This window comes from Aliiroseovarius sediminilitoris (genome assembly GCF_900109955.1).
GTDB lineage: Bacteria > Pseudomonadota > Alphaproteobacteria > Rhodobacterales > Rhodobacteraceae > Aliiroseovarius > Aliiroseovarius sediminilitoris.
The window spans coordinates 1,675,046-1,701,365 of record NZ_FOJB01000001.1 but is presented as its reverse complement, the minus strand read 5'-3'; the positions used below and the strand labels follow the sequence as shown (position 1 = coordinate 1,701,365).

28 protein-coding genes are annotated in these 26,320 nt (G+C 60.5%); 8 read left to right on the top strand and 20 right to left on the bottom strand.

The window, feature by feature from the left end; genetic code table 11:
* Positions 1–104: 104 nt before the first annotated feature.
* Positions 105–791, bottom strand: coding sequence for a DUF6629 family protein (locus BMY55_RS08405; RefSeq protein WP_091429865.1), 687 nt, complete (start codon positions 789–791; stop codon positions 105–107).
* 279 nt (positions 792–1,070) lie between these two features.
* Positions 1,071–1,205 (bottom strand): hypothetical protein, encoded by a 135-nt coding sequence (locus tag BMY55_RS17145; RefSeq protein ID WP_281242439.1) that lies wholly within the window; start codon positions 1,203–1,205, stop codon positions 1,071–1,073.
* A gap of 64 nt (positions 1,206–1,269) precedes the next feature.
* Here BMY55_RS17145 and BMY55_RS08400 point away from each other — a divergent pair, with 64 nt between their 5' ends.
* The 8 genes from BMY55_RS08400 to BMY55_RS08360 all read left to right on the top strand — a co-directional run bounded on the left by BMY55_RS08400 (position 1,270) and on the right by BMY55_RS08360 (position 10,139).
* Complete coding sequence (locus tag BMY55_RS08400) at positions 1,270–1,632, top strand: NADH-quinone oxidoreductase subunit A (protein ID WP_091429863.1); 363 nt, start codon at positions 1,270–1,272, stop codon at positions 1,630–1,632.
* Positions 1,633–1,661: 29 nt separating this feature from the next.
* Complete coding sequence (locus BMY55_RS17140; RefSeq protein WP_177179311.1) at positions 1,662–3,779, top strand: heavy metal-binding domain-containing protein; 2,118 nt, start codon at positions 1,662–1,664, stop codon at positions 3,777–3,779.
* A complete protein-coding gene (locus BMY55_RS08385; RefSeq protein WP_091429860.1) occupies positions 3,776–4,675 on the top strand; it encodes a complex I subunit 1/NuoH family protein in 900 nt (299 codons plus the stop codon). The genes BMY55_RS17140 and BMY55_RS08385 overlap by 4 nt, the downstream gene beginning before the upstream one ends.
* A complete protein-coding gene (locus BMY55_RS08380) occupies positions 4,672–5,190 on the top strand; it encodes an NADH-quinone oxidoreductase subunit J family protein (protein ID WP_091429858.1) in 519 nt (172 codons plus the stop codon). Before BMY55_RS08385 ends, BMY55_RS08380 begins: the two co-directional genes overlap by 4 nt.
* Entirely contained in the window at positions 5,187–5,498 is a 312-nt protein-coding gene (gene nuoK, locus BMY55_RS08375; RefSeq protein ID WP_091429856.1) for an NADH-quinone oxidoreductase subunit NuoK, read from the top strand. Before BMY55_RS08380 ends, nuoK begins: the two co-directional genes overlap by 4 nt.
* 137 nt (positions 5,499–5,635) lie before the next feature.
* Positions 5,636–7,312, top strand: coding sequence for an NADH-quinone oxidoreductase subunit 5 family protein (locus tag BMY55_RS08370; RefSeq protein WP_245744688.1), 1,677 nt, complete (start codon positions 5,636–5,638; stop codon positions 7,310–7,312).
* 11 nt (positions 7,313–7,323) lie between these two features.
* On the top strand, positions 7,324–8,784 hold the full coding sequence (locus tag BMY55_RS08365; RefSeq protein WP_091429853.1) for a complex I subunit 4 family protein: 1,461 nt from the start codon (positions 7,324–7,326) through the stop codon (positions 8,782–8,784).
* Positions 8,784–10,139 carry an NADH-quinone oxidoreductase subunit N gene (locus BMY55_RS08360; RefSeq protein ID WP_091429852.1) on the top strand — a complete coding sequence of 452 codons (1,356 nt, stop codon included), beginning with the start codon at positions 8,784–8,786 and terminating at the stop codon, positions 10,137–10,139. The genes BMY55_RS08365 and BMY55_RS08360 overlap by 1 nt, the downstream gene beginning before the upstream one ends.
* Positions 10,140–10,468: 329 nt before the next feature.
* On the opposite strand, the gene BMY55_RS08355 is transcribed toward BMY55_RS08360, so the two are convergent.
* The 18 genes from BMY55_RS08355 to BMY55_RS08270 all read right to left on the bottom strand — a co-directional run bounded on the left by BMY55_RS08355 (position 10,469) and on the right by BMY55_RS08270 (position 26,263).
* Positions 10,469–11,236, bottom strand: a complete 768-nt coding sequence (locus tag BMY55_RS08355) for an SDR family NAD(P)-dependent oxidoreductase (RefSeq protein WP_091429851.1) — start codon at positions 11,234–11,236, stop codon at positions 10,469–10,471.
* Between the two features lie 80 nt (positions 11,237–11,316).
* Positions 11,317–13,098, bottom strand: coding sequence for a SulP family inorganic anion transporter (locus tag BMY55_RS08350; protein WP_245744687.1), 1,782 nt, complete (start codon positions 13,096–13,098; stop codon positions 11,317–11,319).
* A gap of 42 nt (positions 13,099–13,140) precedes the next feature.
* A complete protein-coding gene (locus tag BMY55_RS08345) occupies positions 13,141–13,470 on the bottom strand; it encodes a TIGR01244 family sulfur transferase (protein WP_218142233.1) in 330 nt (109 codons plus the stop codon).
* A gap of 30 nt (positions 13,471–13,500) precedes the next feature.
* Positions 13,501–14,388 (bottom strand): MBL fold metallo-hydrolase, encoded by an 888-nt coding sequence (locus BMY55_RS08340; RefSeq protein ID WP_091429848.1) that lies wholly within the window; start codon positions 14,386–14,388, stop codon positions 13,501–13,503.
* A 45-nt stretch (positions 14,389–14,433) separates the two neighbouring features.
* Positions 14,434–14,877, bottom strand: coding sequence for a DUF6691 family protein (locus tag BMY55_RS08335; RefSeq protein WP_091429846.1), 444 nt, complete (start codon positions 14,875–14,877; stop codon positions 14,434–14,436).
* 12 nt (positions 14,878–14,889) lie between these two features.
* Positions 14,890–15,324 carry a YeeE/YedE family protein gene (locus BMY55_RS08330; protein WP_091429845.1) on the bottom strand — a complete coding sequence of 145 codons (435 nt, stop codon included), beginning with the start codon at positions 15,322–15,324 and terminating at the stop codon, positions 14,890–14,892.
* Between the two features lie 169 nt (positions 15,325–15,493).
* Entirely contained in the window at positions 15,494–15,880 is a 387-nt protein-coding gene (locus BMY55_RS08325; protein ID WP_407639076.1) for a DUF302 domain-containing protein, read from the bottom strand.
* A 195-nt stretch (positions 15,881–16,075) separates the two neighbouring features.
* Positions 16,076–17,350: an NAD(P)/FAD-dependent oxidoreductase gene (locus BMY55_RS08320; protein WP_091432206.1), complete on the bottom strand. Its 1,275-nt coding sequence runs from the start codon at positions 17,348–17,350 to the stop codon at positions 16,076–16,078.
* Positions 17,351–17,424: 74 nt separating this feature from the next.
* Positions 17,425–18,096 (bottom strand): c-type cytochrome, encoded by a 672-nt coding sequence (locus BMY55_RS08315; protein WP_091432204.1) that lies wholly within the window; start codon positions 18,094–18,096, stop codon positions 17,425–17,427.
* A 119-nt stretch (positions 18,097–18,215) separates the two neighbouring features.
* Complete coding sequence (locus tag BMY55_RS08310; protein WP_177179310.1) at positions 18,216–18,803, bottom strand: thioredoxin family protein; 588 nt, start codon at positions 18,801–18,803, stop codon at positions 18,216–18,218.
* 163 nt (positions 18,804–18,966) lie between these two features.
* Positions 18,967–20,016, bottom strand: a complete 1,050-nt coding sequence (locus tag BMY55_RS08305) for a c-type cytochrome (protein ID WP_091429842.1) — start codon at positions 20,014–20,016, stop codon at positions 18,967–18,969.
* Positions 20,000–21,280: a sulfite dehydrogenase gene (gene soxC, locus BMY55_RS08300; RefSeq protein WP_091429840.1), complete on the bottom strand. Its 1,281-nt coding sequence runs from the start codon at positions 21,278–21,280 to the stop codon at positions 20,000–20,002. The genes BMY55_RS08305 and soxC overlap by 17 nt, the downstream gene beginning before the upstream one ends.
* Before the next feature lie 94 nt (positions 21,281–21,374).
* Positions 21,375–23,072 (bottom strand): thiosulfohydrolase SoxB, encoded by a 1,698-nt coding sequence (soxB, locus tag BMY55_RS08295; RefSeq protein ID WP_091432203.1) that lies wholly within the window; start codon positions 23,070–23,072, stop codon positions 21,375–21,377.
* A gap of 111 nt (positions 23,073–23,183) precedes the next feature.
* Positions 23,184–24,035 (bottom strand): sulfur oxidation c-type cytochrome SoxA, encoded by an 852-nt coding sequence (gene soxA, locus BMY55_RS08290; RefSeq protein ID WP_091429839.1) that lies wholly within the window; start codon positions 24,033–24,035, stop codon positions 23,184–23,186.
* 27 nt (positions 24,036–24,062) lie between these two features.
* Positions 24,063–24,392: a thiosulfate oxidation carrier complex protein SoxZ gene (gene soxZ / locus BMY55_RS08285; protein WP_091429837.1), complete on the bottom strand. Its 330-nt coding sequence runs from the start codon at positions 24,390–24,392 to the stop codon at positions 24,063–24,065.
* An 18-nt stretch (positions 24,393–24,410) separates the two neighbouring features.
* Complete coding sequence (gene soxY / locus BMY55_RS08280; protein ID WP_091429835.1) at positions 24,411–24,827, bottom strand: thiosulfate oxidation carrier protein SoxY; 417 nt, start codon at positions 24,825–24,827, stop codon at positions 24,411–24,413.
* 38 nt (positions 24,828–24,865) lie between these two features.
* Positions 24,866–25,336 (bottom strand): sulfur oxidation c-type cytochrome SoxX, encoded by a 471-nt coding sequence (gene soxX / locus BMY55_RS08275; RefSeq protein ID WP_091432201.1) that lies wholly within the window; start codon positions 25,334–25,336, stop codon positions 24,866–24,868.
* 189 nt (positions 25,337–25,525) lie between these two features.
* Entirely contained in the window at positions 25,526–26,263 is a 738-nt protein-coding gene (locus BMY55_RS08270; RefSeq protein ID WP_091432199.1) for a cytochrome c biogenesis CcdA family protein, read from the bottom strand.
* Positions 26,264–26,320 lie beyond the last annotated feature (57 nt).

The following is a 26,320-nucleotide window of genomic DNA, read 5'->3' as shown; positions in this document are numbered from 1 at the left end:
CCACCAACCCATCGCACATGCCAAGCCTACGCCCTCCCCCGAGTCGCAACAAGCCGCAGCGCGGCATCCCCTGGTCGCGACCGCCCGTGCGCCCTTGACCGTTTTCAGGCGAACAGCACCGGGCATTCACGCGCGCATTTGTTCCGCACGATGATGTATATCAAATGCAGCGTCCCCAGCCCTGCAAGAAGGCAGAAGAAGGAAATATAGGCATAGCGCAGGAACAGGATGTCAACGACCACCACCGCGACGATGGTCAGCGCGAACCAGCGCATGTGGTAATAGGTCGAGATCGCAGGCGGTGCGATGATCAGGAACAGGTAAACCACATAGGTCATCCAGCGTGGCATCAGGTAGTCGAGGATCATCGTGCCCTCATAGGCCAATGAATCCTGATTGACCGTTACCTCAACCCAGTCGGGCCGCACCAGATGCGGCAGGTAGAGTGCCAGGCCGAACGCCAACCCGGCGACCGACATCGCCGCCATCCAAGGTCGTCGACGACTTTCGGGCGGTTCCAGCACCCAACTGGCCAGCGGTATCCAGAACGGCCACATGAACCAAGTGAAGAAGATGAAGCCAAGCGCGCCCAGCAGGGTCGTGCCCGGATCACCGGTGTTCACCCCCCACCAGACATTTCCTTCCATGAACTGCTGGAGACCGGCGAAGACCGGCATCAGGGCCACCGGAAGGTAGCGTTTGTTGATCGCCCAGGCCCGCGCTACTGCGTAAGTGCCACCGGTGACAAGGAAGGCGCTGGCGGTGAAGCTGACAGTCTGGGAAAGGCACATGCGAGAGGTTCCAGTCGGAATTGAAAAGACGAACTTCTTTCGTTCTATCCGCCCGGCGGAACACTGTCACGTGCTGTCTGCTCACCTTGCCCCCTACCGTTGCTTTGCCACCGGCACAACCGGGGCGGCCGGCCAACAGCGGGACGACAACATGAAACGCGCTTCCGAAGATCGAGGCGAGCGGCGTGCTCATCCCCCTCAGGATACAGGCCGCTCCGACCGTAACGTGGTCCGGGGTATGGGAACCGCTTTCCTGCCCTGCTGCCAGCGCACTTGTTCTTACCCGGACCATGCGAACGGCATGTCCACGCCGGTGTGCCGCGCAGGGGCAACGGCCTGTGACACGATGCCCGGCAGGCGATCGGTCCGGCCCGACATGGTTCCGGTGCAAAACCGCAGTTGTGCAGTTGTCATGCCAAGTCGCCGTGACTATGTTTCGGTACATTCAGCGAGTCACGGCAGGAGCTACGAAAAACAAATGAGTGAGCTTGCCCAATACGCTATTCTTTTCGGCCTGACGGTCGGCACGGTCGGCTTGGTCCTGAGCCTCTATGCGCTGGCCCGTGTCATTGGCCCAAGTCGAGCCGAACCAGCCAAGGACGTGCCCGCCACTGCCGGCACATTGTCGCGTGATCCGGTTTGGGTGCGCTATCACGCGAAATATTACGGCTATGCATTATTGTTTCTCGCCTTCGACATGGAGATGGCATTCATGTATCCATGGGCGGTGGTCTACCGCGAAGAAGGGTTGGTCGCCCTTCTCGACATGGGCGTTTTCCTGGCGGTTTTGTTCCTTGGGCTGCTCTATGGCTGGTCCCAGGGCGCGTTGAGGCGGCAATGAAGATTTTGTCCGGAGCACGCGAAGGCAGGATGACGGGTTTTCGTGGACTGATCGCGCAGGCGATGGCGCGGGATCTGTGCGCCTTTGTGGTGCCGGGCCCCGATGTCGCGCAGGCGCTTGGGCTGGATCTTGCCGCTGCCGGACTTCACCGCGCCGATACCCCGCGCCACGCGAATGTGTTGCTGATTGCCGGGCCGCTGCCGCCCGCGCTGCGCGACGCCGCCTGCGTTGTCTGGGCGCAGATGCCCCGGCCCCGCGCGATCCTCGCGTTGGGTGCCGGTGAGATCCCCGCCCTGCCCGAACCGGACGCGATCGGCGCGTTGTCGCAGGACGGATTGGCCGCCGGTCTTGCCGATCTCCGCCACGCCTTCGTCTCCGGCGCCTTTGCGCAGAAGGTCACGGATTTCACCGCTCCTGCACTGACGACACGGATCGAATATACCTGCCCGATGCACCCCGAAGTGGTGTCGGACGAGCCCGGAAAATGCCCCAAATGCGGGATGTTCCTGGTCGAGCGTGCAGTGTCGGGATCGAACAAGACGGGCCATGAAGGCCATGAAGGCCATGAAGGCCATGAAGGCCATGAAGGCCATGAAGGCCATGAAGGCCATGAAGGCCATGAAGGCCATGAAGGCCATGAAGGCCATGAAGGCCATGAAGGCCATGAAGGCCATGAAAAATCGCCTGAGCATCCAGCGCAAGCCGAAAAATCCAACCATTCCACACACGCCACCCATACCTCCGCAGGTCTTGCGACCTACACCTGCCCGATGCATCCCGAAGTGATCTCGGACACCCCCGGTTCCTGCCCGAAATGCGGCATGAACCTGGTGCCGCAGGCCGACACCGGGGATCACCGTCATCACCAACATCGCGGTCAAGATGACCACGGCCACCACAAGCCCAAGTCGCAGGCGGCGACCGAAACCTACACCTGCCCGATGCACCCCGAAGTGATCTCGGACACCCCCGGTTCCTGCCCGAAATGCGGTATGAACCTGGTGCCGCAGGCCGACACCGGGGATCACACGGGACATACCGGTGCCGACGAACAGGGTGGAGAGCAGGGTCACGGCGGTCACGGCGGTCACGGCGGTCACGGGCCCGCACCCGACATTCCCGGGATCGAGCCGCATTTCATGTCCATGGCCGCTCTGACCGAAGGCAAGCCCGTCAGCCCGGACGGATTGGTCATGGAATGGATCGACGCGCCATACGGCCCGTTCTTTCCGGGACTTCCGAGTGGTCTTGGGCTGATGCTCACGCTTGACGGCGACAGTGTGGCGCGAGCCGAGGCGGCAAGCCTCGGCGCGGTCGCACTCGCACCGGGCTTTTTGGCGGCAGAGTTGCCCGACCGGCTCGCCGCACTTTCACCGCTCTCTCCTGTGGTCTTGCGCGAACTTGCCTGTCGGGCGCTTGAAACCGCTGGGGGGCGCACGCCCTCGCCAAGCGATACCGCAGCCCGCGTCGCCGCTGTTGAACGCGAACGTGTCGCCAGCCATTTGTGCTGGCTCGCCGGGCTTGCCCGACAGACCGGGCTCGTGTGGCTGGAACGCCGTGCTGGCGCTCTTCATCAAGGGTTGCGCATGGCCGATCCGGGCGAAGTCGCACGCCGTGCCCCGGCGATCCGCGCGTTTGCAGACCGGCTGCGCCGCACGCCGCTCCTCCGCGAGAGGCTGGCCAATATCGGACGGATCAGTCGATCCGGAGCCGAGGGCATCGGCGGTCCCGTCGCGCGCGCCTCGGGTATCGTCACGGATGCACGGGAAAAGGACGAGGCCTATGCCGCGCTCGGCTTTCAGCCGATAACCCAATCCGAGGGCGACGCCTGGGCGCGGCTGTCGCAGCGCGGGGACGAAATCGGGCAAAGCCTCGATTTGATTGCGCGCATCGGGGCCATCGCCCTGCCCGTCCCACCCACGCCACTGATGCCGGACGGGCACGGCATGGCAACGGTCGAAACCCCGCGCGGCCCCGCCACGCTGCATCTGAAGCTGAAGGGCGGTGCGGTCGAAACGCTGTATCTGACGACGCCTTTCGCGGCGCTTGCCGGGCTTGTCGGGGCGATGACGGACCAGATGGAATTGGCCGAGGCACTGACCGCTGTCGGTTCTCTCGACCTCGATCCCTGGGGGACCGGCGCATGACCATCGCCGCCATCCTTCTGGCGCTTGCCATCGGTTGTTACGCGGTAGCGGTGCTTGAGGGCTGGGCGGTCCACGGGCGGTTCAGTCTGACGCGCCCTGCCATCTCGGCGCTGGCGCTGCTTGGCCGCGAACAGATCCTGCCGCGCACGCCCGACCGGCTGTTTTACGAGGCCGGGCCGGTGCTGCTGCTGATTGCGGGACTTTTGTCGGTGGCGGTGATCCCGATGGCACCAGAACTGATCATCACCGATCTGGCCATCGGCGCGCTGTTCCTCAACGCCGCGTTGGCCTATGTGCTGGTGGCACTGATCATGGCCGGCTGGGGGCCGAACGGGGCCTATGGCATGATCGCGGGCTGGCGGTTCCTGGGTCAGTTCGTTGCCTATGCGATGCTGATCGTGATGCCGATCACGGCGGTCGCGATGCGCGCCGAGTCGCTGTCCACCACCCAGATCGTGTTGTCGCAGGCGGCGTTGTGGAACGTCGCCTATCAGCCCATTGGCTTCGTCCTGTTCGTGATCGCGGCAATGGGCGTGGCGTGGCTGCCACCGATCGACCTGCCCACGGGCGGCGGCGATCTGGCCAGCGGGGTCGAGGCCGAATACACCGGCGCGCGGCTGGCGATTTTCAGGCTGGCGCGGCTGGTGATCGTCGTGGCGCTTGCCAGCGCCACCGTCACCTTTTATCTCGGCGGCTGGCTTGGTCCGTGGCTGCCGGGCTGGGCCTGGACGGCGCTCAAGACGCTGGTGGTGATTGCGGCGATGCTGCTGGGAGGCCGCCACCTGCCGCGCCTGCGCGAGGCACGGTATCTGGCCGTCAGTTGGAAACTCGGCATTTCGCTGGCGCTGGCCAATATCTTCCTGGTTGGCGTCATCGCCCTGGTGGTGCCGATATGAGCCTTGCCGCCGCCTTTTTCCTCGCCTTCTTCGGTATTGCCGCGATCTGGTTCGGCGTCGTCGTATTCCGCACACATTCCATGGTGCGTTCAGCCATTGCGTTGCTGTTCAGCCAGACCGCCATCGGAGCGATGTTCCTGGTCATGCAAGCTGAATTTCTGGGCGTTCTCCAGATCATGATGATGGCCACCGAGATGAGCGTCATGGCGATCTTCATGGTCATGTTCATGATGGATCCCGGCGGCATGGGAAAGATGGACATGTCCCACCAGAAACGCCTGTCGCTCTGGGCCGGAGGCATCGGGCTGGGGGCGGCGCTGGCGGTGATCTGGACCGCTGGATGGCAGGGGCCGGTGCCCGATGTGCCGGGTGCAGACGAACAGGCGCGGATGCTGGGTCGCGAGATCCTGGGCCGCTCGATGTTCGTCTTCGAAAGCGCAGCGCTGATGATCCTGACGGCGATGATCGCCGCGACAATGGTGGCCATCGCCCCGCGACAAGAGGATAAGAGATGATCCCCGAACTCATGATTGCACTCAGCGTCGGTGCGGCGCTGTTTGGCGTCGGCCTTTATGGCGCACTGAGCCAGACCAATCTGGTGATGATCATAATGGGGGTCGAACTGGTGCTTGCCGCCGCCTTGGTGAACATGGTCGCCTTCTGGCGCTATCTGCACCCCGATGTGACGGCGGCCAAGATGTTCGTGCTGATCGTCATGGCGGTGATGGCCGTCGAAATGGCGGTGGGCTTTGGCATCGCCATCGCCCGGTTCCGGTCGCGCGGATCGGTCGAGATGGAAGAAGCGCGGGAGCTCAAGGGATGAACTGGCTGGCGCTCACGCTTCTGGCCCCGCTGGGTGCCGGGCTTGCGGTCTTCGTGCTCCGGCGGCTGCCAGCCGCAATCGCGCTGGCGGGCGCAGGGTTGGGGCTTGCCGGGGCGCTCGGGCTGTTCGCCGGAGCCATGGATGGCACAGACGTCATGGCCTCGCTGCCCTTCCTGCCAGACCTTCCGATCCGGCTGTTGGCCAGCCCGTTGACGGCAACGCTGTCGCTGGTTGTGGCCACGGTCGCCGCGATGGTGCTGACCTATGCCGCTGGCTACATGGCCCGCGATCCCGAAAAGATCCGCTTTTTCGGTACCATGCTGATGTTCGTCGCCGCGATGCAGCTTCTGGTGCTGTCGGGCGACTGGATCACGCTTCTGGCGGCGTGGGAGATGATCGGCTTTTCCTCCTACCTGCTGATCGGCTTCTGGTATGGTCGCGCGGGCGTTCCGGCTGCGGCCATGCGGGCGTTTCTATACACCCGCACCGCCGATCTGGGGCTGTATCTCGCCGCCTTCCTGCTGATCGGCGTGGCCGGAACCTCCGAGATTTCCGCCACCCTTGCCACCACCGGCACACCGGCGCTGATCGCCGGACTTCTGCTGCTGTTCGCCGCGATGGGGAAATCGGCGCAGGTGCCGATGCAGGACTGGCTGATGCGGGCCATGGCCGGGCCGACGCCGGTCTCAGCGCTCTTGCATTCGGCGACGCTGGTGGCGGCAGGTGCGATCCTTCTGATCCGCGCGGCACCGATGCTGCCGGGTGGCGCGTTGCTGGCTGTGGGTGTCGTCGGCGGGATCACCGCCCTCGTGGCTGGGCTGATGGCGCTGGCCGCGCGTGACCTCAAGCGCCTGCTCGCGGCCTCCACCGCCAGCCAGTACGGGCTGATGCTCGTGGCGCTCGGCGCCGGTGCACCGGTGGCAGCCCTTTTGCACCTGATCGCCCATGCCGCGATCAAATCCTCGCTGTTTCTTGGCGCGGGCGTGTTCCAGCATGACCGCGAGCGCACCGATCTAGACGCGCTGGCCGGTGCCGGACGCGCCCGCCCCGGTATCTTCGCGGGCTTCGCGCTGGCGGCACTGGCGCTGGCAGGGCTGCCGCCGATGGCCGCTTATGTCTCGAAGGATGCTATCCTCGCTGCCGCGCTCGACAGCCCGTCTGCGGTCTGGCTGCTGCCGCTGGCGCTGGCCGGGTCGGTGCTGACCGGGGCCTACATGGCCCGGGCGCTGCGTGTGCTGTGGTCCGGCGCGGCCGGCAAGGCCCAAGACGCGGTGCCTTACATGGCAGTCGGCATGGGGGTTCTGGTCACGCTCGCCGTGACGCTCGGCTTCGGGTTCAAACCGCTTGAGACGATGTTGGGCGCGGAACTGCCCGAGCCCTCATGGATCATCCCGGCGATGGGATTGGCCGTGGGCCTTGGCGGGCTGGCGCTTGGCTGGGCGCTGCCTCCCGCCCGACTGCTCGGCCCACTGCTGGCCCCGGCGCAAAACGGCTTTGCGGTCGGGGGCGGCATGGACGCGCTGGTGGCCCGCCCCGCACTGGCGCTGGCCGCCGCATGCGAACGTTTGGAGCGGTGGCTCTTTGCTGGCGTTCTCGCGATAGGCCGGTACAGTCTGTCTGTCGGTCGCAATGCCCTTCGCACCGACCACGACATTATCAACGGTACAATTTTCGGTTTTGTGGACCGCACGATCGCGCTGGCTGCCCGCGCGCGCCGCCTGCAAAGCGGCTTCATCCACCGCGAAATGGCGTTGACCTTCGCCGGTATTGCCGTTGTCGTTGGCGTTCTTCTCGCCGCTCCGCTCTTTCTCTAAGGATCGAATTTATGCCGCTTCTGACCATCGCCACCTTCTTGCCGATCCTGTCGGGTCTTGTCCTTATGGCCCTGCCAGACCGGTCCGCAAGAACCGCGCATGGGGTGTCCATCGCGGCAACCGGGACCGTTTTTCTGATCACGCTGGCGATCTGGTCGCGCGGTATTGTCCCCAGCGGATTCGCGCAAATCGAGGAAATCGCCTGGATCCCCGCCATCGGCGCAGCCTATCGGCTTGGGTTGGATGGGCTGAGCCTGCCGCTTGTGCTGCTCACTTCGCTGCTGTTCCTGCTGTCGGCGATCTATTCGGCGCGGATCGGCCAACGTGCGGCCAGCTATGTCGTGCTGATGCTGATGCTGGAGACCGCCGCGCTCGGCACTTTCATGGCGCTGGACGGGCTGTTGTTCTACGTCTTCTTCGAGGTTTCACTGGTCGGCATGTATTTCATGATCGCCGGCTGGGGCTATGAGGACCGCCAGCGCGCCGCGCTGATGTTCTTCCTCTATACGCTGCTGGGGTCTCTGCCGTTGCTGCTGGCGATCATCGGGCTGTATCTGGGCAGTGGCTCGTTTGACATGCGGGTCTGGATCGACGCACCGCCGCTGACCGGGCTGGCGGCGATGCTGGCCCTTATTGCGATGTTGTTTACCTTCGCAGTCAAAATTCCGGCCTTTCCGGTGCACACATGGCTACCGGCGGCACATGTTCAGGCCCCCACAGCGGGCAGTGTGATCCTGGCGGGCGTGATGCTGAAATTCGGCACCTACGGGCTGGTGCGCTTTGCATGGCAGATGACGCCCGAGGCTTTTGTGCTGGCCGGTCAGGTGATCCTGGTTTTCGGGGTGGTCAGCGCGCTTTACGGCGCCTTCGCGGCGCTGGCGCAGACGGACCTGAAAAAGATGATCGCCTACACCTCGGTCAACCACATGGGTTACGTCGTGATCGGCGTCGCGGTGGCGGCACTGGCAAGCGATCCGCGCATCCGAACCATCGGGCTCGACGGCGCGACTTTGCAGATGGTCAGTCACGGGCTGGTGACAGGCGCGCTGTTCTTTCTGGTCGGCATGTTGCAGGACCGGGCGCATAGCCGCGAGATGACCGATTTCGGTGGGCTTCTGGGCCGCGTGCCATGGTTGGGCTGGGCGTTCATCCTGTCGGCCTTCGCCTCGCTTGGCCTGCCGGGTCTGGCGCATTTCCCGGCCGAGTTCCAGGTCTTCCTGGCCACGCTCAACGCAGCACCCTGGGCCATTGTCGCGGTTCTGGCCATCGTGGTGACGGCGGCGCTTTATCTGCGCGCCATCGCGGCGGTGTTTCTGGGAGAGGCCAACGACAAGTGGGCCGACATGCCCGATCTGGACCGGCGCGAGAAACTGGTTGTGGTGCCGCTTCTGATCCTGACGATTCTGGTTGGCGTGGCACCCGGCTGGCTGATTGACATCATCCACACCACCATGACGAGCTTGGCCAACTGATGCTGCGCGACCTGTCCTTTCTCGCCCCCGAGCTGCTGCTGGCCGGTGCCGCCATGCTGATGATCGTGGCCGAAATGGCCCGGGCGGCGCGGTTGGTGCTGGCGATCGGGCTTCTGGCGCTGGCCGCGTCCACGACGCTGACATTTGCGGTGCTCGATGCCGACACCACCGTGTTCGGCGGCACATACCGGATCGACACAATCGCCGGATGGGCCAAGTTGATCCTGCTTCCCGGCACGGCGCTGGCGCTGCTGATGGCACGGTCCGAGATCGCCGGGCGCGACCGCGAGGGCAGCGTCTATTCCCTTATCGTGCTGGTCACGCTGGGCGCGCTGATGCTGTCGGGGGCGGGCGACATGATGGTGGTCGTCATCGGCGTGGTGCTGACCGGGCTGGGGTCTTTCGCTCTGGTGAGCTATCCGCGCGACGACGCGGCCACCGAGGCGGGGATGAAATACCTCGTCTTTGGCGCAGTCACCGGATCGGTAATGATCTACGGGCTGACCTTCTGGTTTGGCGGTGCCGGATCGACGCTGTTCTCCGAACTCGACCAGTTGCGCGGCCAGACACTCGTGACCATTGCGGGACTGATCGCGGTGATCGTGGGCCTTGGCTACAAGGCATCGCTGGTGCCGTTCCATTTCTGGGCGCCGGACGCCTATGACGGCGCGCCGGTCTCGGTCGCGGCCTATCTGTCGGTCGTCACCAAAATGGCGGCCTTCTTCGCCTTCGCCCAGGTGCTGCGCGACCTCCCGCGCGAGTCCGTCTGGCCGTTCGCGCTGGCGCTGATCTCGGCGGCGACGATGACCTACGGCTATCTTGCGGCATTGGTGCAGACCAACCTGGTGCGGCTGATCGCCTATTCCTCTGTGGCGCAGTCGGGATACATCCTGATGGGCGTCGTGGCGCTCGGCGTCAGCCCCATCGCGGTTCCCGCCATCCTGGTATTCGCGGCGGCCTATGTGGCGATGAACCTCGGCGCATTCGCCGTCGTGATGGCGACAGGGCGGACGCTTGACGATCTGCGAGGCGTCGGGCGATCCCGCCCCTGGCTCGGGGTGGCGATGGTCGTGTTTCTGTTGTCGCTCACCGGGATTCCGCCGCTTTTCGGCTTTGTCGGCAAGGTCTATCTGTTCATGGCGGCGGTCGAGGCAGGCTACCTGTGGCTCGCCATCGTCGGGATCCTGAACTCCGTCCTCGCGCTCGGGGTTTACCTGCGCATGGTGGTGCCCTTGTATCGCGCTTCCGATGACGCCGTGGCGGGGCCGATCATGCCCCTGCTTGCGATGGTACTTGCGGCCACGGCAGCGGCGACACTGGGCCTTGGCGTGCTGGCGGGTATTCTGCTTCCCTGACAGAAGGCAGATTTAGGGTCCGGTCGAGTGGTGGGCCCAGGCAAATGCTTGTCGTGCGAAGTGCGTTTTCAGTTGAATTCATGCTTTGTGCGAGCGGCATCAGACCGACGATCGCACATTTCAGCACAAAACCGCCCCATGAAAACGCGGACAAATGATGGGCAAATCACGCTTTGCCTGAAAAATCGGTGTTAAGAATCCATCCCGCTGGTGTTCGCTCAACCGCAAATCCTGTATCGGGTGTCGCCTTTGGTGCAATCACATGCGCTGGTGGTGCGGCCTGCGGCATCGGCGAGACGGTCAAATGCGAGCTTCGAACCTCATGTGACCTACCGCGGCGCCATGCGGATCGCACCATCCAGCCGGATCACCTCGCCGTTCAACATGCCGTTTTCAACGATGTGTCGCACCATGGCGGCGTATTCAGCCGGGTCGCCAAGGCGCGAAGGGAACGGAACTTGCGCGCCGAGGCTGTCCTGCACCTCTTGTGGCAGACCGGCGACCATGGGGGTCTTGAAGATGCCCGGTGCGATGGTCATCACGCGGATGCCATCGCGCATCAGATCGCGTGCCATGGGCAGGGTCATGCCCACAACGCCGCCTTTCGACGCAGCATAGGCCAGTTGTCCAATCTGCCCGTCAAATGCGGCGATGGACGCCGTGTTGACGATCACGCCGCGTTCACCATCGTCCGTGACGGGGTCGGCCAGTGCCATGCCTGCCGCCGATTGGCTCGCGCAGTTGAAGGTGCCGATCAGGTTCACGCCGATGGTTTTCGCAAAAAGGCCGGGATCATGGGGTTCGCCTTTGGACTGGGTTTTCGAAGCAGGCGCGATGCCGGCGCAATTCACCATTATTCGTTCCTGCCCAAGCGCTGCACGCAGCGTCTTGAACCCCTCAGCAACCGATGCCGCATCAGACACGTCCACTTTTGCAAAAGCACCGCCGATGTCCTTGGCCTTCCTTTGTCCGGCCTCTTCGTTCAGGTCGAAGATACCAACATTTGCACCTGCGTTCGACAAGGCCTCAGCGACCGCGCCGCCCAACCCGGACGCCCCCCCCGTGACGATGGCAACAGTGTTTTCAGTGATCTGCATGGCAAGTCCTCCGCTCATGGCATGAGGCGGCATAGCAAGAATTGCACAATCGTTCAATAAATCCCGACAGGCGATCAACGTTACGCAGCGTCGCCCGGCCCTGCACAGATCGGAACTGCCCCATCGACCGGTCCCAGCGCCTGCATAGCCGCGAACTGGGTCAGATAAACACAGCCGGTCAGGTTCTCAACAAAACGGGTCCGCATCAGACGGTCCATGACCGGGCCTTTGACTTCGGACAAGCTGAGCGTGATGCCAGCGTCGCCCAGTTGCCGGTTCAGGTCTTCCAGTGTCTCCAACGCGGACAGGTCAATCTCGTTCACCGCCGAACACATCAGCACCACATGCTTGATGCCGCCTTTCGCGACACGGGCCAGCAGGTAGTCTTCGATATACCGCGCGTTGGCGAAATAGAGGTTTTCATCCAGTCGAAGCGTCACCAGTTCCGGGTGGGTCAGCACCTTGTGGCGGTTGATGTTGCGAAAATGCTGCGTGCCGGGAACCAGTCCGACCTCGGCGATATGGGGACGCGAAGTTTTGTAGAGGTAAAGCACAATCGACAGGATCACCCCGGCCGACACACCGATTTCCACACCGAATCCAAGGGTCAGCAGGATGGTTGCCAGAACCGCCGTAAAATCGGCGCGATGGTAATCCCAAGTGGCCTTGAGGATGTGGAAATCAACAAGGCTCAGGACCGCGACAATGATCGTGGCGGCCAACGTGGCCTTGGGAAGGAAGAACAGAAGCGGCGTCAGGAACAGCGCGGCCCCCGCGATGCCGACCGCGGTGAACGCACCTGCTGCGGGGGTTTCCGCACCAGCGTCGAAATTCACCACCGACCGCGCAAACCCACCCGTGACCGGATAGCCGCCCGACATGGCCGCCGCAATGTTGGACGCGCCCAATCCGACAAGTTCCTGATCCGGCACGATGCGCTGGCGCTTCTTGGTGGCCAACGTTTGCGCGACCGAGATGCTTTCCACAAATCCAATGATCGAGATCAGCAGAGCCGAGCCAAGCAGACTGGTCCAAAGGTCGGCATCGAAACGGGGAAACGTCAATGGCGGCAGACCCTGCGGCACGTCGCCCACGATGGCGACACCCTTTGATTGCAGATCGAACCCCCAACTGATCAGGGTCGTCACCGCCACCGCGCCAACAGGTCCGGCTTTTGCCAGTATGTCGGCCATTCGCGGGCCAAGTCCAAGCAAAAGAAGCAAAGGTTTCAATCCCTTGCGCACCCAAAACAGAAAGGCAACCGAGGCGGTCCCAATCACGAATGTAAACAGGTTGGTCTGCGTGATATGGGCGAAAAGCGAGCCGATCAGGTCAAAGAGCGAATGACCATACGCGTCAATCCCAAGAATATGTTTCAACTGGCTGGTGGCAATCAACAGGCCCGAGGCCGTGATGAACCCCGCGATCACCGGGTGGCTTAGAAAATTCGCCAGAAAGCCCAGCCGGAACACGCCCATGATCATAAGGATTAGCCCCGACAAAAACGCCAGCGTGATCGCGGCGGCGGCATAATCCGCCGGGTTGTCCAAGCCAAGATTGCCCACGGCCGCTGCGGTCATCAGGCTGATCACTGCCACCGGACCCACCGCCAAGGCGCGCGATGTGCCGAAGATCGCATAGGCCAGCAGTGGCAGGATCGAGGCGTAAAGCCCCATCTCGGCCGGCAAACCTGCCAACAGCGCATAGGCCAGTGATTGCGGGATCAGCATGATCGTGACAATCACCGCCGCCACCAGATCCGAGGTCAGCGCCGTATTGTCATAGCGGGCACCCCAGTCCAGAATGGGCACATAGCGTCTGAGGGCAGCGCCGCGCGCCACCATTTTTTGCTCTTTATCCATGAGCTTTTTCCTAAGTATTCGAGAGACTTACCCCTGCAAGGGTCAAGCGTTGGCTTGCGCGGTCATCCACAAAATCTCGCTGCGTGTGCCGGTGCGGCAATAGGCGAAGACCGGGCCCGGCGCCTCGTCCACCACGCGTTGAAACTCGGCCATGACGGCAAAGGCGTCTTCACGGTTCGACATGGGCAGGAAAGACGTGGCCAGCCCTGCGGCTTCGGCAGCAGCACTGATCTCGGCCCAAGCGGGCTGACCCGGTTCTTCCCCATCGGGGCGGTTGCATATCACCACGGTGAATCCGGCAGCCTTGATGGCGGGAATGTCATTTGCGGTGATCTGCGGCGCGACCGTCACCTTATCGTCGAGTTTCTTCATCTGCATGTCACTGCCTTTCCAAGCGTCATCTCAAAGCGTGTTCACGGGCACTTTCAGGAAGGTCTTCCCATCTTCATCTGCGGGCGGCATGTCACCTGCCCGCATATTGACCTGAAGCGACGGGATGATCAGCCGCGGCATGGCAAGTTGCGCATCACGCTCGGTGCGGAATTTCACGAATTCCTCTTTGGTTTTGCCGCCACCCACATGGATGTTGTGCGCTTTCTCATCCGCCACACTGGTTTCCCACTGAATATCGCGCCCGTTCGGCCCGTAATCGTGGCACATGAATAGCCGGGTTTCATCGGGGAGGGCCAGAACCTTCTGAATGGAATCGTAAAGTTCGCCCGCGTCGCCGCCCGGGAAGTCGGCGCGTGCTGAACCCCCGTCGGGCATGAAAAGTGTGTCGCCCACAAAGGCCGCATCACCGATCACATGCACCATGCAGGCCGGTGTATGGCCGGGCGTGTGCATGACGAACGCATCCATCGTGCCGATCTTGTAGGTATCGCCTTCCTCGAACAGCCGGTCAAACTGGCTGCCGTCACGCTGGAACTCGGTGCCCTCGTTGAAGACTTTGCCGAACACTTCTTGCACCACGGTGATCTTGGATCCGATGCCGATCTTGCCGCCCAACTTGCCCTGAATATAGGGCGCGGCGGACAAGTGATCGGCATGGACATGGGTTTCGATCAGCCACTCAAGCGTTAGCCCTTCGGCTTTGATAAAGGCAATGATCTGGTCCGCATGGTCATGGGTGATCCGACCGGCGGCATAGTCAATGTCCATGACACTGTCGATCACCGCACAGGCTTTTGACGCCGGGTCTTTGACCACATAGGAGATCGTGTTCGACTCCTCCTCGAAAAAGGCTTTCACCTCGGGTTTGAGGGACGTGTTGACGGGATAGTCGCTCATGACATGTCCTTTCCTGTCTGTGCAGGTGCGATTGGCACCCAATTGTCAGTTGGCCTGCGCGGCGTCCTGCCGCCGGGCTGAGTTTGCAATCATCCAGCGGGCCAAAAGCATGCCCGCAATCAGGGAGGCGGTGAATATCAGAACCGCAGGGTTGCCGGTCGAGATCACGGGCAGTGCCGCACCGGGACAAAAGCCAGACAGCCCCCACCCAAGACCAAAGGTGAACGACCCCAGCACCAGTTTTCGGTCAACCAACTTTGTGCCGGGCAGCTTGAAGCCTTCGGCAAAGGCGGGCTTGGGGCGTTTGAAGACGAGCATGTAGCCAGGTGCCGTCACCAGGAGTGCGGCCCCCATCACAAAGGCAAGGCTTGGATCCCAGGTTCCAAAGACATCAAAGAAGTTCAGAACCTTGGCCGGGTTCGCCATGCCCGAGATCGCAATCCCCAGCCCAAAGACGACGCCTGCCAGATATGTCAGTAAAAGTTTCATCCTGCGCTCCTGCTACAGACCAACGACGTGACGGGTCAGAAACACCATCACCGCCGTGCCTGCCATGAAAGTCAGCGTGGCGACGATGGACCGCGTCGAAAACCGCGCCATGCCGCAGACTCCGTGCCCCGATGTGCAACCCGAGCCATAAGTGACCCCGACGCCAACGATCAACCCGCCGATGATCATCGACAGGGTGGAAACCGGCACCTCGATCGTCGGAAAGCCGCCCGTTGCGGCCAGAAAGACCAGAGGACCGGTCAGCATCCCCGCAAGGATGACCGCGCGCCACGACCAGTCGGTCGAACTGCTGGGTTGCAGAAACCCCGCCAGGATTCCGGTCGCGCCAAAAACGTTCCCGCGCACCCACATCAGAAATACGGATGCAAGTCCAATCAGCGCCCCACCGATCGCGGAGGCCCAGGGTGTAAATTCGGTTTCGATCATATTCGCCTCACAGCTGTCCTGTTCGCATGTTAAGTTAAGCTCAGTCCGTGACTGGAACAAGAGTTACATTCGTTTTTTTGAATGTTTTTCTGACTTCCGCCACGTCAACAAAAACCCCGCCTGCCATTCGGGCACGCGGGGCTTGATTTTTCAAGGGAATTGCGACGGCTCAGTCGGAAACCGCGTCTTGCACGATTTCGTCCAGAAGCGCCTGAACCTTTTGCATGTCACCGTCTGGATACTTGCGATAGCCCACACGCACTTCGCCATCCGTATCGGTGACGAAGATGCCATAGGGGCAAAAGGCGATGTTCATCGGGTCAGGTTCCATCACCTCGCGGCTGATCTGAGCCGAGCAGAACAAAAAGATGTCAGCCGCGTCATAGATTTTGACGTCAGACCCGACATCGCCCTTCGTGCGTTCAAGCATCGCGCCTGTGCGGCTGACATAGTCGATTACCAGCCCCTTTCCCACAATGGCCGTTTCCACTGCGAACGTTGCGTCATCGAACTCGCCTTCGAACGCATAGGTGATCGCATGATCGGTTTCCTGCATGGCATGGTTGTCGGCCATGACCGGCGCGGCGAAAAGGCCGGCACACAGAATAAGAGTCAGTAGCTTTTTCATAAGAGGCACTCCTTGACGATCAGCGGGCAAGGTCCCTGCCCCGTCCGCAGATTGCGCCGGGGCAAAACAACTGCCCCGGTCATTGACTGAAACATATTCTATCAAGCGAATATTATCAACAGGTCATCCGAACATGTCCGCGGTGATCCCGGCATACCAGCCGATGCTTTCCTCATAGGTTGCTTTGCGCAGTTCGGAATCCTCGCCGGTCTGGCTGATAAACCCGTCCACCTTGGCGATCTTTTCATCCGTCGCCTCGTAGCTCGCGCCAACCTTCACGCCGTTGTCTGTGTCGATCAACGACCAGCAAGTGTTGGTGAACTTGGCCGGGAACAGCTTGGACCCGGTCAGCGCAGCACGCACCGCCATCGCGGCCACTTTCGCCTGACTGTTGGCAGCGAAGCCGGACTTGGGCATGTCGCCCTGCTGGCTGGCATCCCCCAGCACATGGATGTTTTCATCCACACGGCTTTGCATTGTGTGCGGGTTCACTGGCGCCCAATTGCCATCGGTGATACCTGCAATCTCGCAAATGCGCCCGGCCTTCATGGCGGGGATCACGTTGCACACATCGACCTTGGTTTTTTCGCCGTCTATGGTCAGCGCCATTTCATCGGGATTGACCGACACGTTTCCGCCTCCGAAATCCGATCCGATCCAGTCGATCATTCCGCTGTAAAGATCCCCCCAACCTTCCTGAAACAGCGCCATTTTAGAGAATTTGTCTTTCGGGTCGGCGATGATGATCTTGGCGGTCGGGTTCTTCGCCTTCAGAATATGCGCCACCATCGAGATCCGCTCATACGGCCCCGGAGGGCAGCGGAACGGGTTGGGTGGCGCCACCATGGCGAAGGTGCCGCCTTCGGGCATCGCCTCGATCTGCGCTTTCAAAAGTTCGGATTGCGACCCGGCCTTGTAGGCATGGGGCATCTTGTTTTGCTGGGTGACATCCCAGCCCTCGACCGTGCCATCGACAAAATCAATGCCGGGCGACAGGATCAGGCGGTCATAAGGCAGCGTCGCCCCACCTGCCAGCGTGACGGTGCGTGCCGCGCGGTCGATCCCGACCGCCCAGTCATGAACCACGTTGACCCCGAAATCGGACGCCAATTTGCCATAGCTGTGCGCGATCGAACTCAGCTTTCGAAACCCCGCCAGATACAGGTTCGAGAAGAAGCAGGTGTAATAACTGCGCGTGGGCTCGACCAGCGTCACATCGATCTCGCCCTTGCTGTCCTTGGCGATGTAACGCGCCGCGGTCGCACCGCCAGCGCCGCCACCGATCACCACGACCTTGGGCTTACCGTGGTTCGAGGCATGTGCCATCGGAGCCGCCAAGCTGGCCGCAGCAGCCCCCGCCGCCGCGCCGCCCATGAAAAGACGTCTGTTCAGTTGCATAGGAATTCCTCCGGGTTTGGTGCGAAGTCCGCGCGCACCGTTTGCATTGGGCTGACCAGTTCCGGCCTGCCCGCTCATGGCCGGGCAGCTTCGAAATAGGCAGCCAGGGCGGCGATCTCTTCATTGGACAGGCGACCGGCCATCATCTGCATCACGGGATGAGGGCGAAACTTGTCCTTATACGCGTGCATCGCAACCACGAAATCTTCGGCAGGCCAGCCAATGATGCCCGGAATGCCGTCGTTGTTACCGCTGAGCTGGTGGCAAGATGTGCATTCCGACGACAGGTATGCGCCATAATCCGGGTCGCCCTGAATGGCGAGGATGGCCGCATCGACCGAGTGATCCGTGCCCGCAGCGGTGGGTGCAGCTTCCGGAATGTTGCTGGGATCATCCGAGTATCTTCGCAAAAACGACAGCAAATCAGACCGTTGACCGGCGTCCTTCAACCCCTTGTACGCCATGCGCGTGTCGGACGCGAACGCCTTGGGGTTTTGAACATAACGATCCAGCAGATCAAAGTTCCAGACCAACCCATCTTTGCCCATGCGGGTCAGACCGTTGGAATAGTCAAACCCGTCAACCCCCGCCGCTCGTCGCCCGAAAATGCCGTTCAAGTGTGGACCAACCCGGTTTTTCGCGCCTTGTCCGACCGAATGGCATTCTGAGCATTCGCGGAACACCGCCTCGCCTTTTTCGGCGTCTCCGATCTCGTTTGAAAAAGCAGAGGTCGCCGCGAAAATCATGGCGGCAAGGCCGAGCGTGACGCGCCGTTTCCAAAGCGTGCAAAATCTGTAACGCGCTGGAACAACCCTCTGAATATTCTTCTTCATACCATTTTGCGTGCAATGGCCGCGCGTGCCGATCACCACACGTCAGGCGTTTCGCCCTTTTCTTCCATTCGTTGAAAAATGTCCTGAAGATAGCGTTGGAACACTTGGTCCTGATAGGCATCGGTCGTCACAAACTCCAACGATTTCAGAAAGTGGAACGGCTTGAAATAGCCGGGCATCCGAAAGGCTTCGGCGGCGCGGGCAGTGCTCGTGTCAGACGCATCCGAGGGGAAAATCACAACGGTCGGTGTGAAATTGACACCCCATTTGACCGCAAGAGCGCGTTCCTCCAATGCCTCACCATCGAAATCGACAACTTCACGCGCCCCGAACAGATTCAACTGCACCACCATGTAGTATTCCTTCAGGTGGTCCACGATTTGCTGGCGGGTAAAATTGACCTCGTGCAGCTCACGACAATAGGGACAACCCTGTTGTTCGATCAGGATCAGAAGGTCTTTGCCATCCGCACCGGCTTCGGCCAGATCATCGGCCATTTCAAGGAAGCTGTCGGTGAACCAGGGCTGTTTGTGCAATCCATCATCGCCCAACTCGGCAGCCGTCACATATGTCGCCCAAAACAGGCTCACAACACCAAGGAAAATTGATCGTATGCGCATCGGACCCTCCTGATGGTTCATGCACCTTTCATGCCGCCAAACGCCTGCGTGACAAGGCCGACGGCCCTATGCTCAGCCTAGCACAGCTCTCTGACCCTACCAACATTCACCCAAAAAAGGGCACCGCCGCATTCCGACGGTGCCCAGGTTGGGGATGGGCATCCTATTGACTGTTTGACTTCAAAAATTCGAGGATTGCCTCGATATCCGCGTCCTTTTTCAAGCCCGCAAATGTCATCTTGTTGCCCTTCAGATAATTGCGCGGGTTGGCCAGATAGCCCGAAAGCGTCTCTGTGTCCCAGACCAACCCGCTTTCGCCGGCTGCCATCATCGGTTTGGAGTACTTAAACCCTTCGACGGTTCCGGCGGTCCGACCCCAGACTCCGTTCAGAACAGGTCCAACGCCGTTTTTCGCGCCCTCGCCCACCTTGTGGCAGGCCTTGCATTTTTTGAAGACCTTCTCGCCATCGGCGGCAAGATCGGCATCAAAGGCGACAGCCATGGGCGCTGCCTCTTCGGCAGCAGGGGCTTGGGCCTCGTCCGTTGCGGCGGGGGCTGTGGTTTCCACCTCGCCGCCGTCAGCACCCGCATTCGGATCGCCCTTGAAGACCACGTTGCGCGTGATCTCAACCGGGCCGGATTTGCAATCGCTCATGCAGCGTTCGGTAAATTTGCCATACTCGGTCTCGGGCCGGTCATCGACAATGAACCCGTCCGCATTGGGCATTGTCACGTCTGTAAACGTTTCTTTCGACAAGGTGAAATCGTCTTCCACCAGGTAGTTCGAATAAAGAATATACGCGACAATCGCATAGACATCGTCATCCGACAGCGTTTGCGCGGAACCGAACGGCATGGAGCGGCGCACATAATCAAATGTGGTCGACAGGTAAGGCCAGTAAGACCCCACCGTCTTCAACGGGTCTTCATCCGCCAGGGTATCTTCGCCGCCTGCCAATTTCGGCCAGTTGCCCACACCTTCGGCGAATTCACCATGGCAAGACGCGCAGTTTTCTGAAAACAAGGTCTCTCCGGTCAAGACGTCGCCCGAGCCTTCCGGCAGGTTTGACCCATCCGGGAACACATCCAGATCCCACGCTGCCACTTCATCGGCGGTTGCCGCGCGTCCCAAGCCCAGCTTTTCCGCCATCGCGGGCGCGGCGGTCAGGGCGACAATGGCGGTCGCCATTAAGAATTCAGGAAACTTCGACATTGTTCGCCTCCCCGTTCGCATTGACATGCCAGGTCTGGATACCATTGTTGTGATAGATCGAGTTCAACCCACGCACCTCGCGCAGTTGCGTTTTGGTTGGCTGGACATATCCGGTATCGTCCATCGCCCTCGATTGCAGGAACATCTCGGACCCGTCCCAGTCGATCTCCAGATAGAAGCGGCTCAGTGCCATGGGCTTGCCGGGTTCGGCCAACCGAGCCTCTTGCCACGTGAGGCCGCCATCCAGCGACACATCGACCGCCGTGATCGCGCCGTTGCCCGACCACGCAAGCCCGGTGATGACCAGCGGCCCCTTGCCGTGCGTGATCGGCTTTTGCGGGCTGGGGCTGGTGATGATCGACTTGGCGTCCATTGCCCAGGTCCACTTGCGCGAGGTGCCGTCAGCCAGTGTGTCAGTGTATTTTGAGGTTTCTTCCCGGCTTTCCACCGGTTTGTCCAACACCTCGATCCGGCGCAACCATTTGACCCACATGTTGCCTTCCCAACCGGGCACGACAAGCCGCACGGGATAGCCATGCTCCATCCGCAGTGCTTCGCCGTTGGCTTTGAAAGCAATCATGCAGTCGTCCAGCGCTTTCTCAATCGGGATCGAGCGACCGTTGGACGAAGCATCCGCGCCTTCCACATAGATCCATTTACCCGCCAGATCGCCAGCCGCACCCAGCCCGGCTTCTTCCAACAGGGTGCGCAGGGTCACGCCGGTATATTCCATGTTGTGGATCATGCCATGAGTGTATTGCGCCCCGTTCAATTGCGCGCCTGCCCACTCCATGCCGGTGTTGGCCGCGCATTCCAGAAAGAAGGTGCGCGCAACGCGGGGGAAACGCTCAAGATCGGCATAGGTGAAGACCAGCGGCGTATCGACCATCCCGTTGATCATCAGGCGATAATCTTCTTTGCGAAGGCTGATCGCGCCCGAGTGGTGACGTTCGAATGCACAGCCCTGCGGGGTGATCGTCCCATCCAGCGCGTGAATAGGCGTGAAGTTGATCGACGAGATCGTGTCTGCCGTCAGCCACTCTACATTGCGGCGGATCACATCGTTTTCGAATTCAATCGGCAGACCATAGGGCGTCGCATCCACTCCGTCGCCCAGACCGGTGGCCCAGTCCTGCACTTCGGTGATCAGCGGATCACCCTCGGCGCGTGCAGTCCCCGCGGCCCCAATCGCCGCCCCGGTTGCGGCAGCCCCTTTCAGGAACGCGCGACGGGATGTGCCCGATTTCGTAGAGCTGTCACTCATTTGGCATCTCTCCTCTAACATCTCGACATTCGCCTATGCACATGAATAGGCCAGAAAAATGGCTCGGAACCGTGTAGCCCCAAGCCGTGATGGATCAGGCGCCGACCACTGCAACTGAATTGTTCGGGTCCAGCCTGATGGTGCCTTGCTTCTTGATGTGGCTTTCGACCACGTCCCATATCTGCGGGCCTTCGGTGCCTTCGTTCACCGATGCCCAGCCAGCGACCACATAGGTTTTGGCCGGATCAATCGTCTCGCCGGTTTTCAACAGCGTCATTTCGGTGATCCGGTCACCCTGTGGCTTGGTGATATCGATGCGGTAGCCCATGCCACCGATCCGCACCATGTCACCGCCCTGCTGGTAGTAGGGATCGGGGTTGAACAGATTGTCGGCAACATCCTCAAGGATCGTGTGAATGAACTCGCCCGTCATTTCAGTGCGGTATGCTTTGCCGTAAGTCATCGAGGTGACGTTCCAGATATCCTCGCGCGTGATCTCCTGCCCCGGCAGGATCGACGGCCCCCAACGCACGCCGGGCGACATGGCGATGTCGGCTTCGCGTTCGTTGATCAGCGCATCGCAGATCAGGTCATCCCACGATCCGTTGAAATTGCCGCGACGATACAAAAGCGTGTCGGTGGTCCCAATCACCTCTTCCAACTCGGTCTTGAAGGGCGCGCGCTGTTCGTCAATCAGTTGGGTGATAGTAGCATCCGGTGTGATCACGTCGGCGAAGATCGGGATCAGCTTGTGACGGATCCCCATCATCTTGCCATCCCGCACATCCAGATCGACGCGGCTGACGAATTTCGAGTTCGACCCTGACGCGATGATGAAGGTTTGTTCCACCTGCACCGGTTCGGGTAGCGCGTCATGGGTGTGGCCCGACAGGATCACGTCGATCCCTTTGACTTTGCTGGCCATTTTCTTGTCCACGTCAAAGCCGTTATGGCTGAGCACCACAACCAGTTCGGCCCCTGCCGCGCGCACCTCGTCCACCATCGCCTGCATGTTCTCGTCGCGAATACCGAACGAGTATTCGGGGAACATCCAGCCGGGATTGGCGATGGGCATATAAGGGAAGGCCTGACCGATCACGGCAACTTTGACCCCGCCACGTTCAAAGAACTTGTAGGGTTTGAACAGTTCGGCGGGTTCGTCCCACTCAGCATCGAAAATGTTCTGGCCGAGGGCAGCAAAGGGCAGCCCGTCGACAATCTCGTTCACGCGGTCCGATCCCAGCGTGAATTCCCAATGGAACGTCATCGCATCGGGTTTCAGCGCGTTCATTACGTTGACCACGTCCTGCCCTTCGGTGTGATAGCAGGTGTAAGACCCGTGCCAGGTGTCGCCCCCATCCAGCAGCAACGCGTCGGGACGTTCGGCGCGAATGGCGTTGACCACCGTGGCCACACGATCCATCCCGCCGACACGCCCATAAGTCTGTGCCAACGCGGCAAAGTCGTTATAGGTCAGGGCGTAAGCAGACGGTGATCCATCTTCGATACCGTAAGCGCGACGGAACGCCGCGCCGGTCACATGCGGCATCTGCCCTTTGGCAGCACCTACGCCAATATTGATCTCGGGCTCGCGGAAATAGATCGGTTTCAGTTGCGCATGAATGTCGGTGATATGGATTAGGCTGACATTGCCAAACGTGTCGAACTTCAGAAGATCATCCTGTGTCAGCGCCTGCTGCGCAGCCAGTCGCGCCCAGTTACCAAAACCCGACGTGCCATAAAGCGCCGAGGCAGCCATCGAGACCTGAAGAAAGTCGCGGCGAGAGATCATGAGCGGTTTCCCTTTGTTCGTCAGCACCTGAACACGCGCGATCCATGCAGTGCTTTGAATATATTGACATAAAGAAACCCCGCCCGGATGAACCCGGACGGGGCGAAAGACTTAGTTGCGGACTGACGGCCCTTCGACCGACAGGCCATTGCCACGCGAAGCGACATAAAGCTCAAGCGCCACGAACTCGGGCGATCCTGTGCTGAACGTTTCGGCGCGGGTGTCACGAATGCAGCCCTTGAAGCGCGAATGCGACCCGTTCAGCTTGGTGTTTTTCAAGCGATAGGTCGGAAACCCGTTGATCTGGCCTTGGCTCAGGTGGTCAGCGCGGATCATGTTGCCATAGTTGTTTTCATGGCAGTTCGCGCAGCTCAGTTCCAACTGGCCATAGCGTGTGTAATAGATTTCCTTGCCTTTTTCCCACGTGGCCTGCGCTGGGCCATCAATGGCGACATTGACAGGCATCCCGCGCGAGACGGACGCCAGAAGCGCCTCGACGTCGATGGCAGCGCTGTTGTCATAGCCCCAAGGCTCAGCCCCCATACGGTTTTCGCGACAATCATTGACCTGCATCTGAAGTGTACGCACTTCACCGGCCTCTTCGTTCCACTTGGGATACACGGCCTTTACGCCCGCCATCTCCTCGGGTGCGCCATGACAATCGGCACAGGACTTGCCTTCCGATCCGTCTGCGGTGGCCCATATCTCGGCCCCGTTTTCGACGCCCAACATGCCGGGGTTGTCGAAATCATCCATTTGCATGGTTTGTGTCTGATCTGACCGGAACCGCCAACCAGACATCACTTCGTCCAGCGCATCCGACAGATGCGCGGGCGCCGTGGTTTTGGTGACGATCTCGATATCGCCATTGATGATCAGTTCAGCGTTTTCATCCGCTGTGGCGATCGTCGCCCCGGTGAACGCGGCAGCGATCAATGCTGCAATGCCGTGAAGTTTTTTCATTATTGTTACTCCTCCCTTGCGCCGTGCTCAGCCGACCGCGATTGGCTTTGTTTCTTCATAGACAGAGCCATCATCGTCATACCAAGTAAACTTGAACTCGCCGGCCTCATCGACCTTGGCATCGAATTCAAAATACGGGTTGGTCGAGATCGCAGGTTCAAGCTTCACGTCAATAACCATCTTGCCGTTCAACTCGCACGTGAAGCGATTGATAATCGACCGCGGGATCAAATTGCCGTCGCCATCTTTGCGCTGACCCGATTCCATCTTGTGGCTGATCAGGGTCTTCAATGTCACCACTTCGCCGGCACTTGCCGACTTGGGGACTTTTACGCGGGGTTTTACACCTTTTGCCATGTCTTCAAGCTCCTCTGATTAGCCGCCGCAGCCGCCGATAGTGACTTTTACCGTCGATGACGCTTTCACAAAGCTTCCATCGGGCATTTTGGCGATGGCGATCACGTCCTGCGTGCCCGCCAGACGCATCCGGGTCGAAGCCGCCTGACTGCCAGCCGCTTCGCCGAAGTTAAACTGGGCAACGTTGGGGGTCGGATTGCCAGCGGCCAGCAGAATGATGGATTCCGCACCGGGCGCATCAACCGACACCGGTACAGTATTACCGTTCTCGGCGATCTCCGGGGCGGTCAGGGTGACACCACCCTCGCCCATCTCAGCACCGCCGGTAAAGGCGGCAATCGCGTCTTCCGCAGCGGCGGCGGCGCGCATCGGCAACATGGCGACGGCGGTTGCGCCGAGACCAAGCACCAGAGCATCACGTCGTGTGAATTTCATCTGTGTCTCCTGTAGATAGGGTTTGCCGATCTGTGCGCTTATTTCAGCGTCATCAGATAGGCGACAACATCTTCGATCTGCTGCGCTGACAACAGCGGTTCAACCTCGCCCTGGTGGGCCTTGCCGGTATAGGCGTTGCCCAGACGTGTAAATCCATCTGTCTTGTAGAAAGACGGCATCATCGAATCTTCGAACATCATCTTGGCATTCGCCACGATGCCGCGCAGTTCCGCCTCGCTCCAGCGGTCGCCAGCGCCGTCAAGCAGCGGACCAACCTCACCATGGAACGGCACGTCAGCCAGATCAGTGATTTCGTGGCAGGCAACACAGTTGCCCAGTGATTTTGTCGATACGACTTTGGCGCCTTCCATCGGATTGCCGGCGACGCCCGTCAAAGACTGGGCAATCGCCCCTTCTTCAAACTTGACATCCGCAGGCGCGACCGTTTCGGCGTTTGCCATTCCGAGCCCTGCAAGCAGAGCGACAAGCGTGATCGTTGTCCGCTTCATGATACCTCCCATGACCGTTGTGTGCACAACTATGTGCTAAGGTAACATGCTAAGTAATTTGCGCAACATCAAATTCTAATTTTTGAATTTCTTATAAATCCTACCATAAGTTCAGGTGTTTTTTTTTGCAGGCTGCACCTTGTCGTTGCGTGTGAACCCTCCAAGAAAACAATCGCTTTAATGACCATTCTAACCCACATTGCCAAACCACGGCATCCATTCCAACATCAGCTGCCCAATGACATTCACGCTGTTGGTCGCGATCAGAATCGCGAATACCACAAGCATGCCCCCCATCGCCCGCTCGACCCAGGGCAGATATTTCCGGTTGCGTCCGGCCCACGCCAGAAACGGTCGCGCAAACAACGCCGCAATCACGAACGGCGTGGTCATTGCCAGCCCATAAACCGCCAGCAGCGATGCCCCGCGCCACACGTCGCCCATCCCCGATGCGATCATCAGGATCGAGGCAAGGGCTGGCCCGACGCAGGGCGTCCAGCCAAAGCCAAAGGCCAGCCCCATCAGATAGGCCCCGATCAGGGTGCTGGGGGCAGCGGTGCTTTCCAGTCGCGCCTCGCGATACAGAAACGGGATCTTGACGACACCCAGGAAATGCAGGCCAAACGCCAACAGGATCGCCGCCCCGACATAACTCAGCGGTTCTTTATATCGTGCAAATGCCGACCCCAGCGCCGTCGCTCCAAGCCCCAACAGGATGAAAATCGTCGTCACACCGAACGCAAAGGCGATCGCGGACACAACAAGCCGTCGTTGCGCGCCCTGACTGATCCTGCCCTCGCCCGTCAACTCGTTCATCGAGATACCGGCCATGTAACTTAGGTAAAACGGCACCATCGGCAGAATGCACGGCGTGAAGAAAGACAACACCCCGGCAAGCGCTGCACCAGCAAATGAGATGTCGAGCATGACCATTCCTTGAAATCAGGACATATTCAAATTAGTTGTTGTATTGAAACAAGGTCA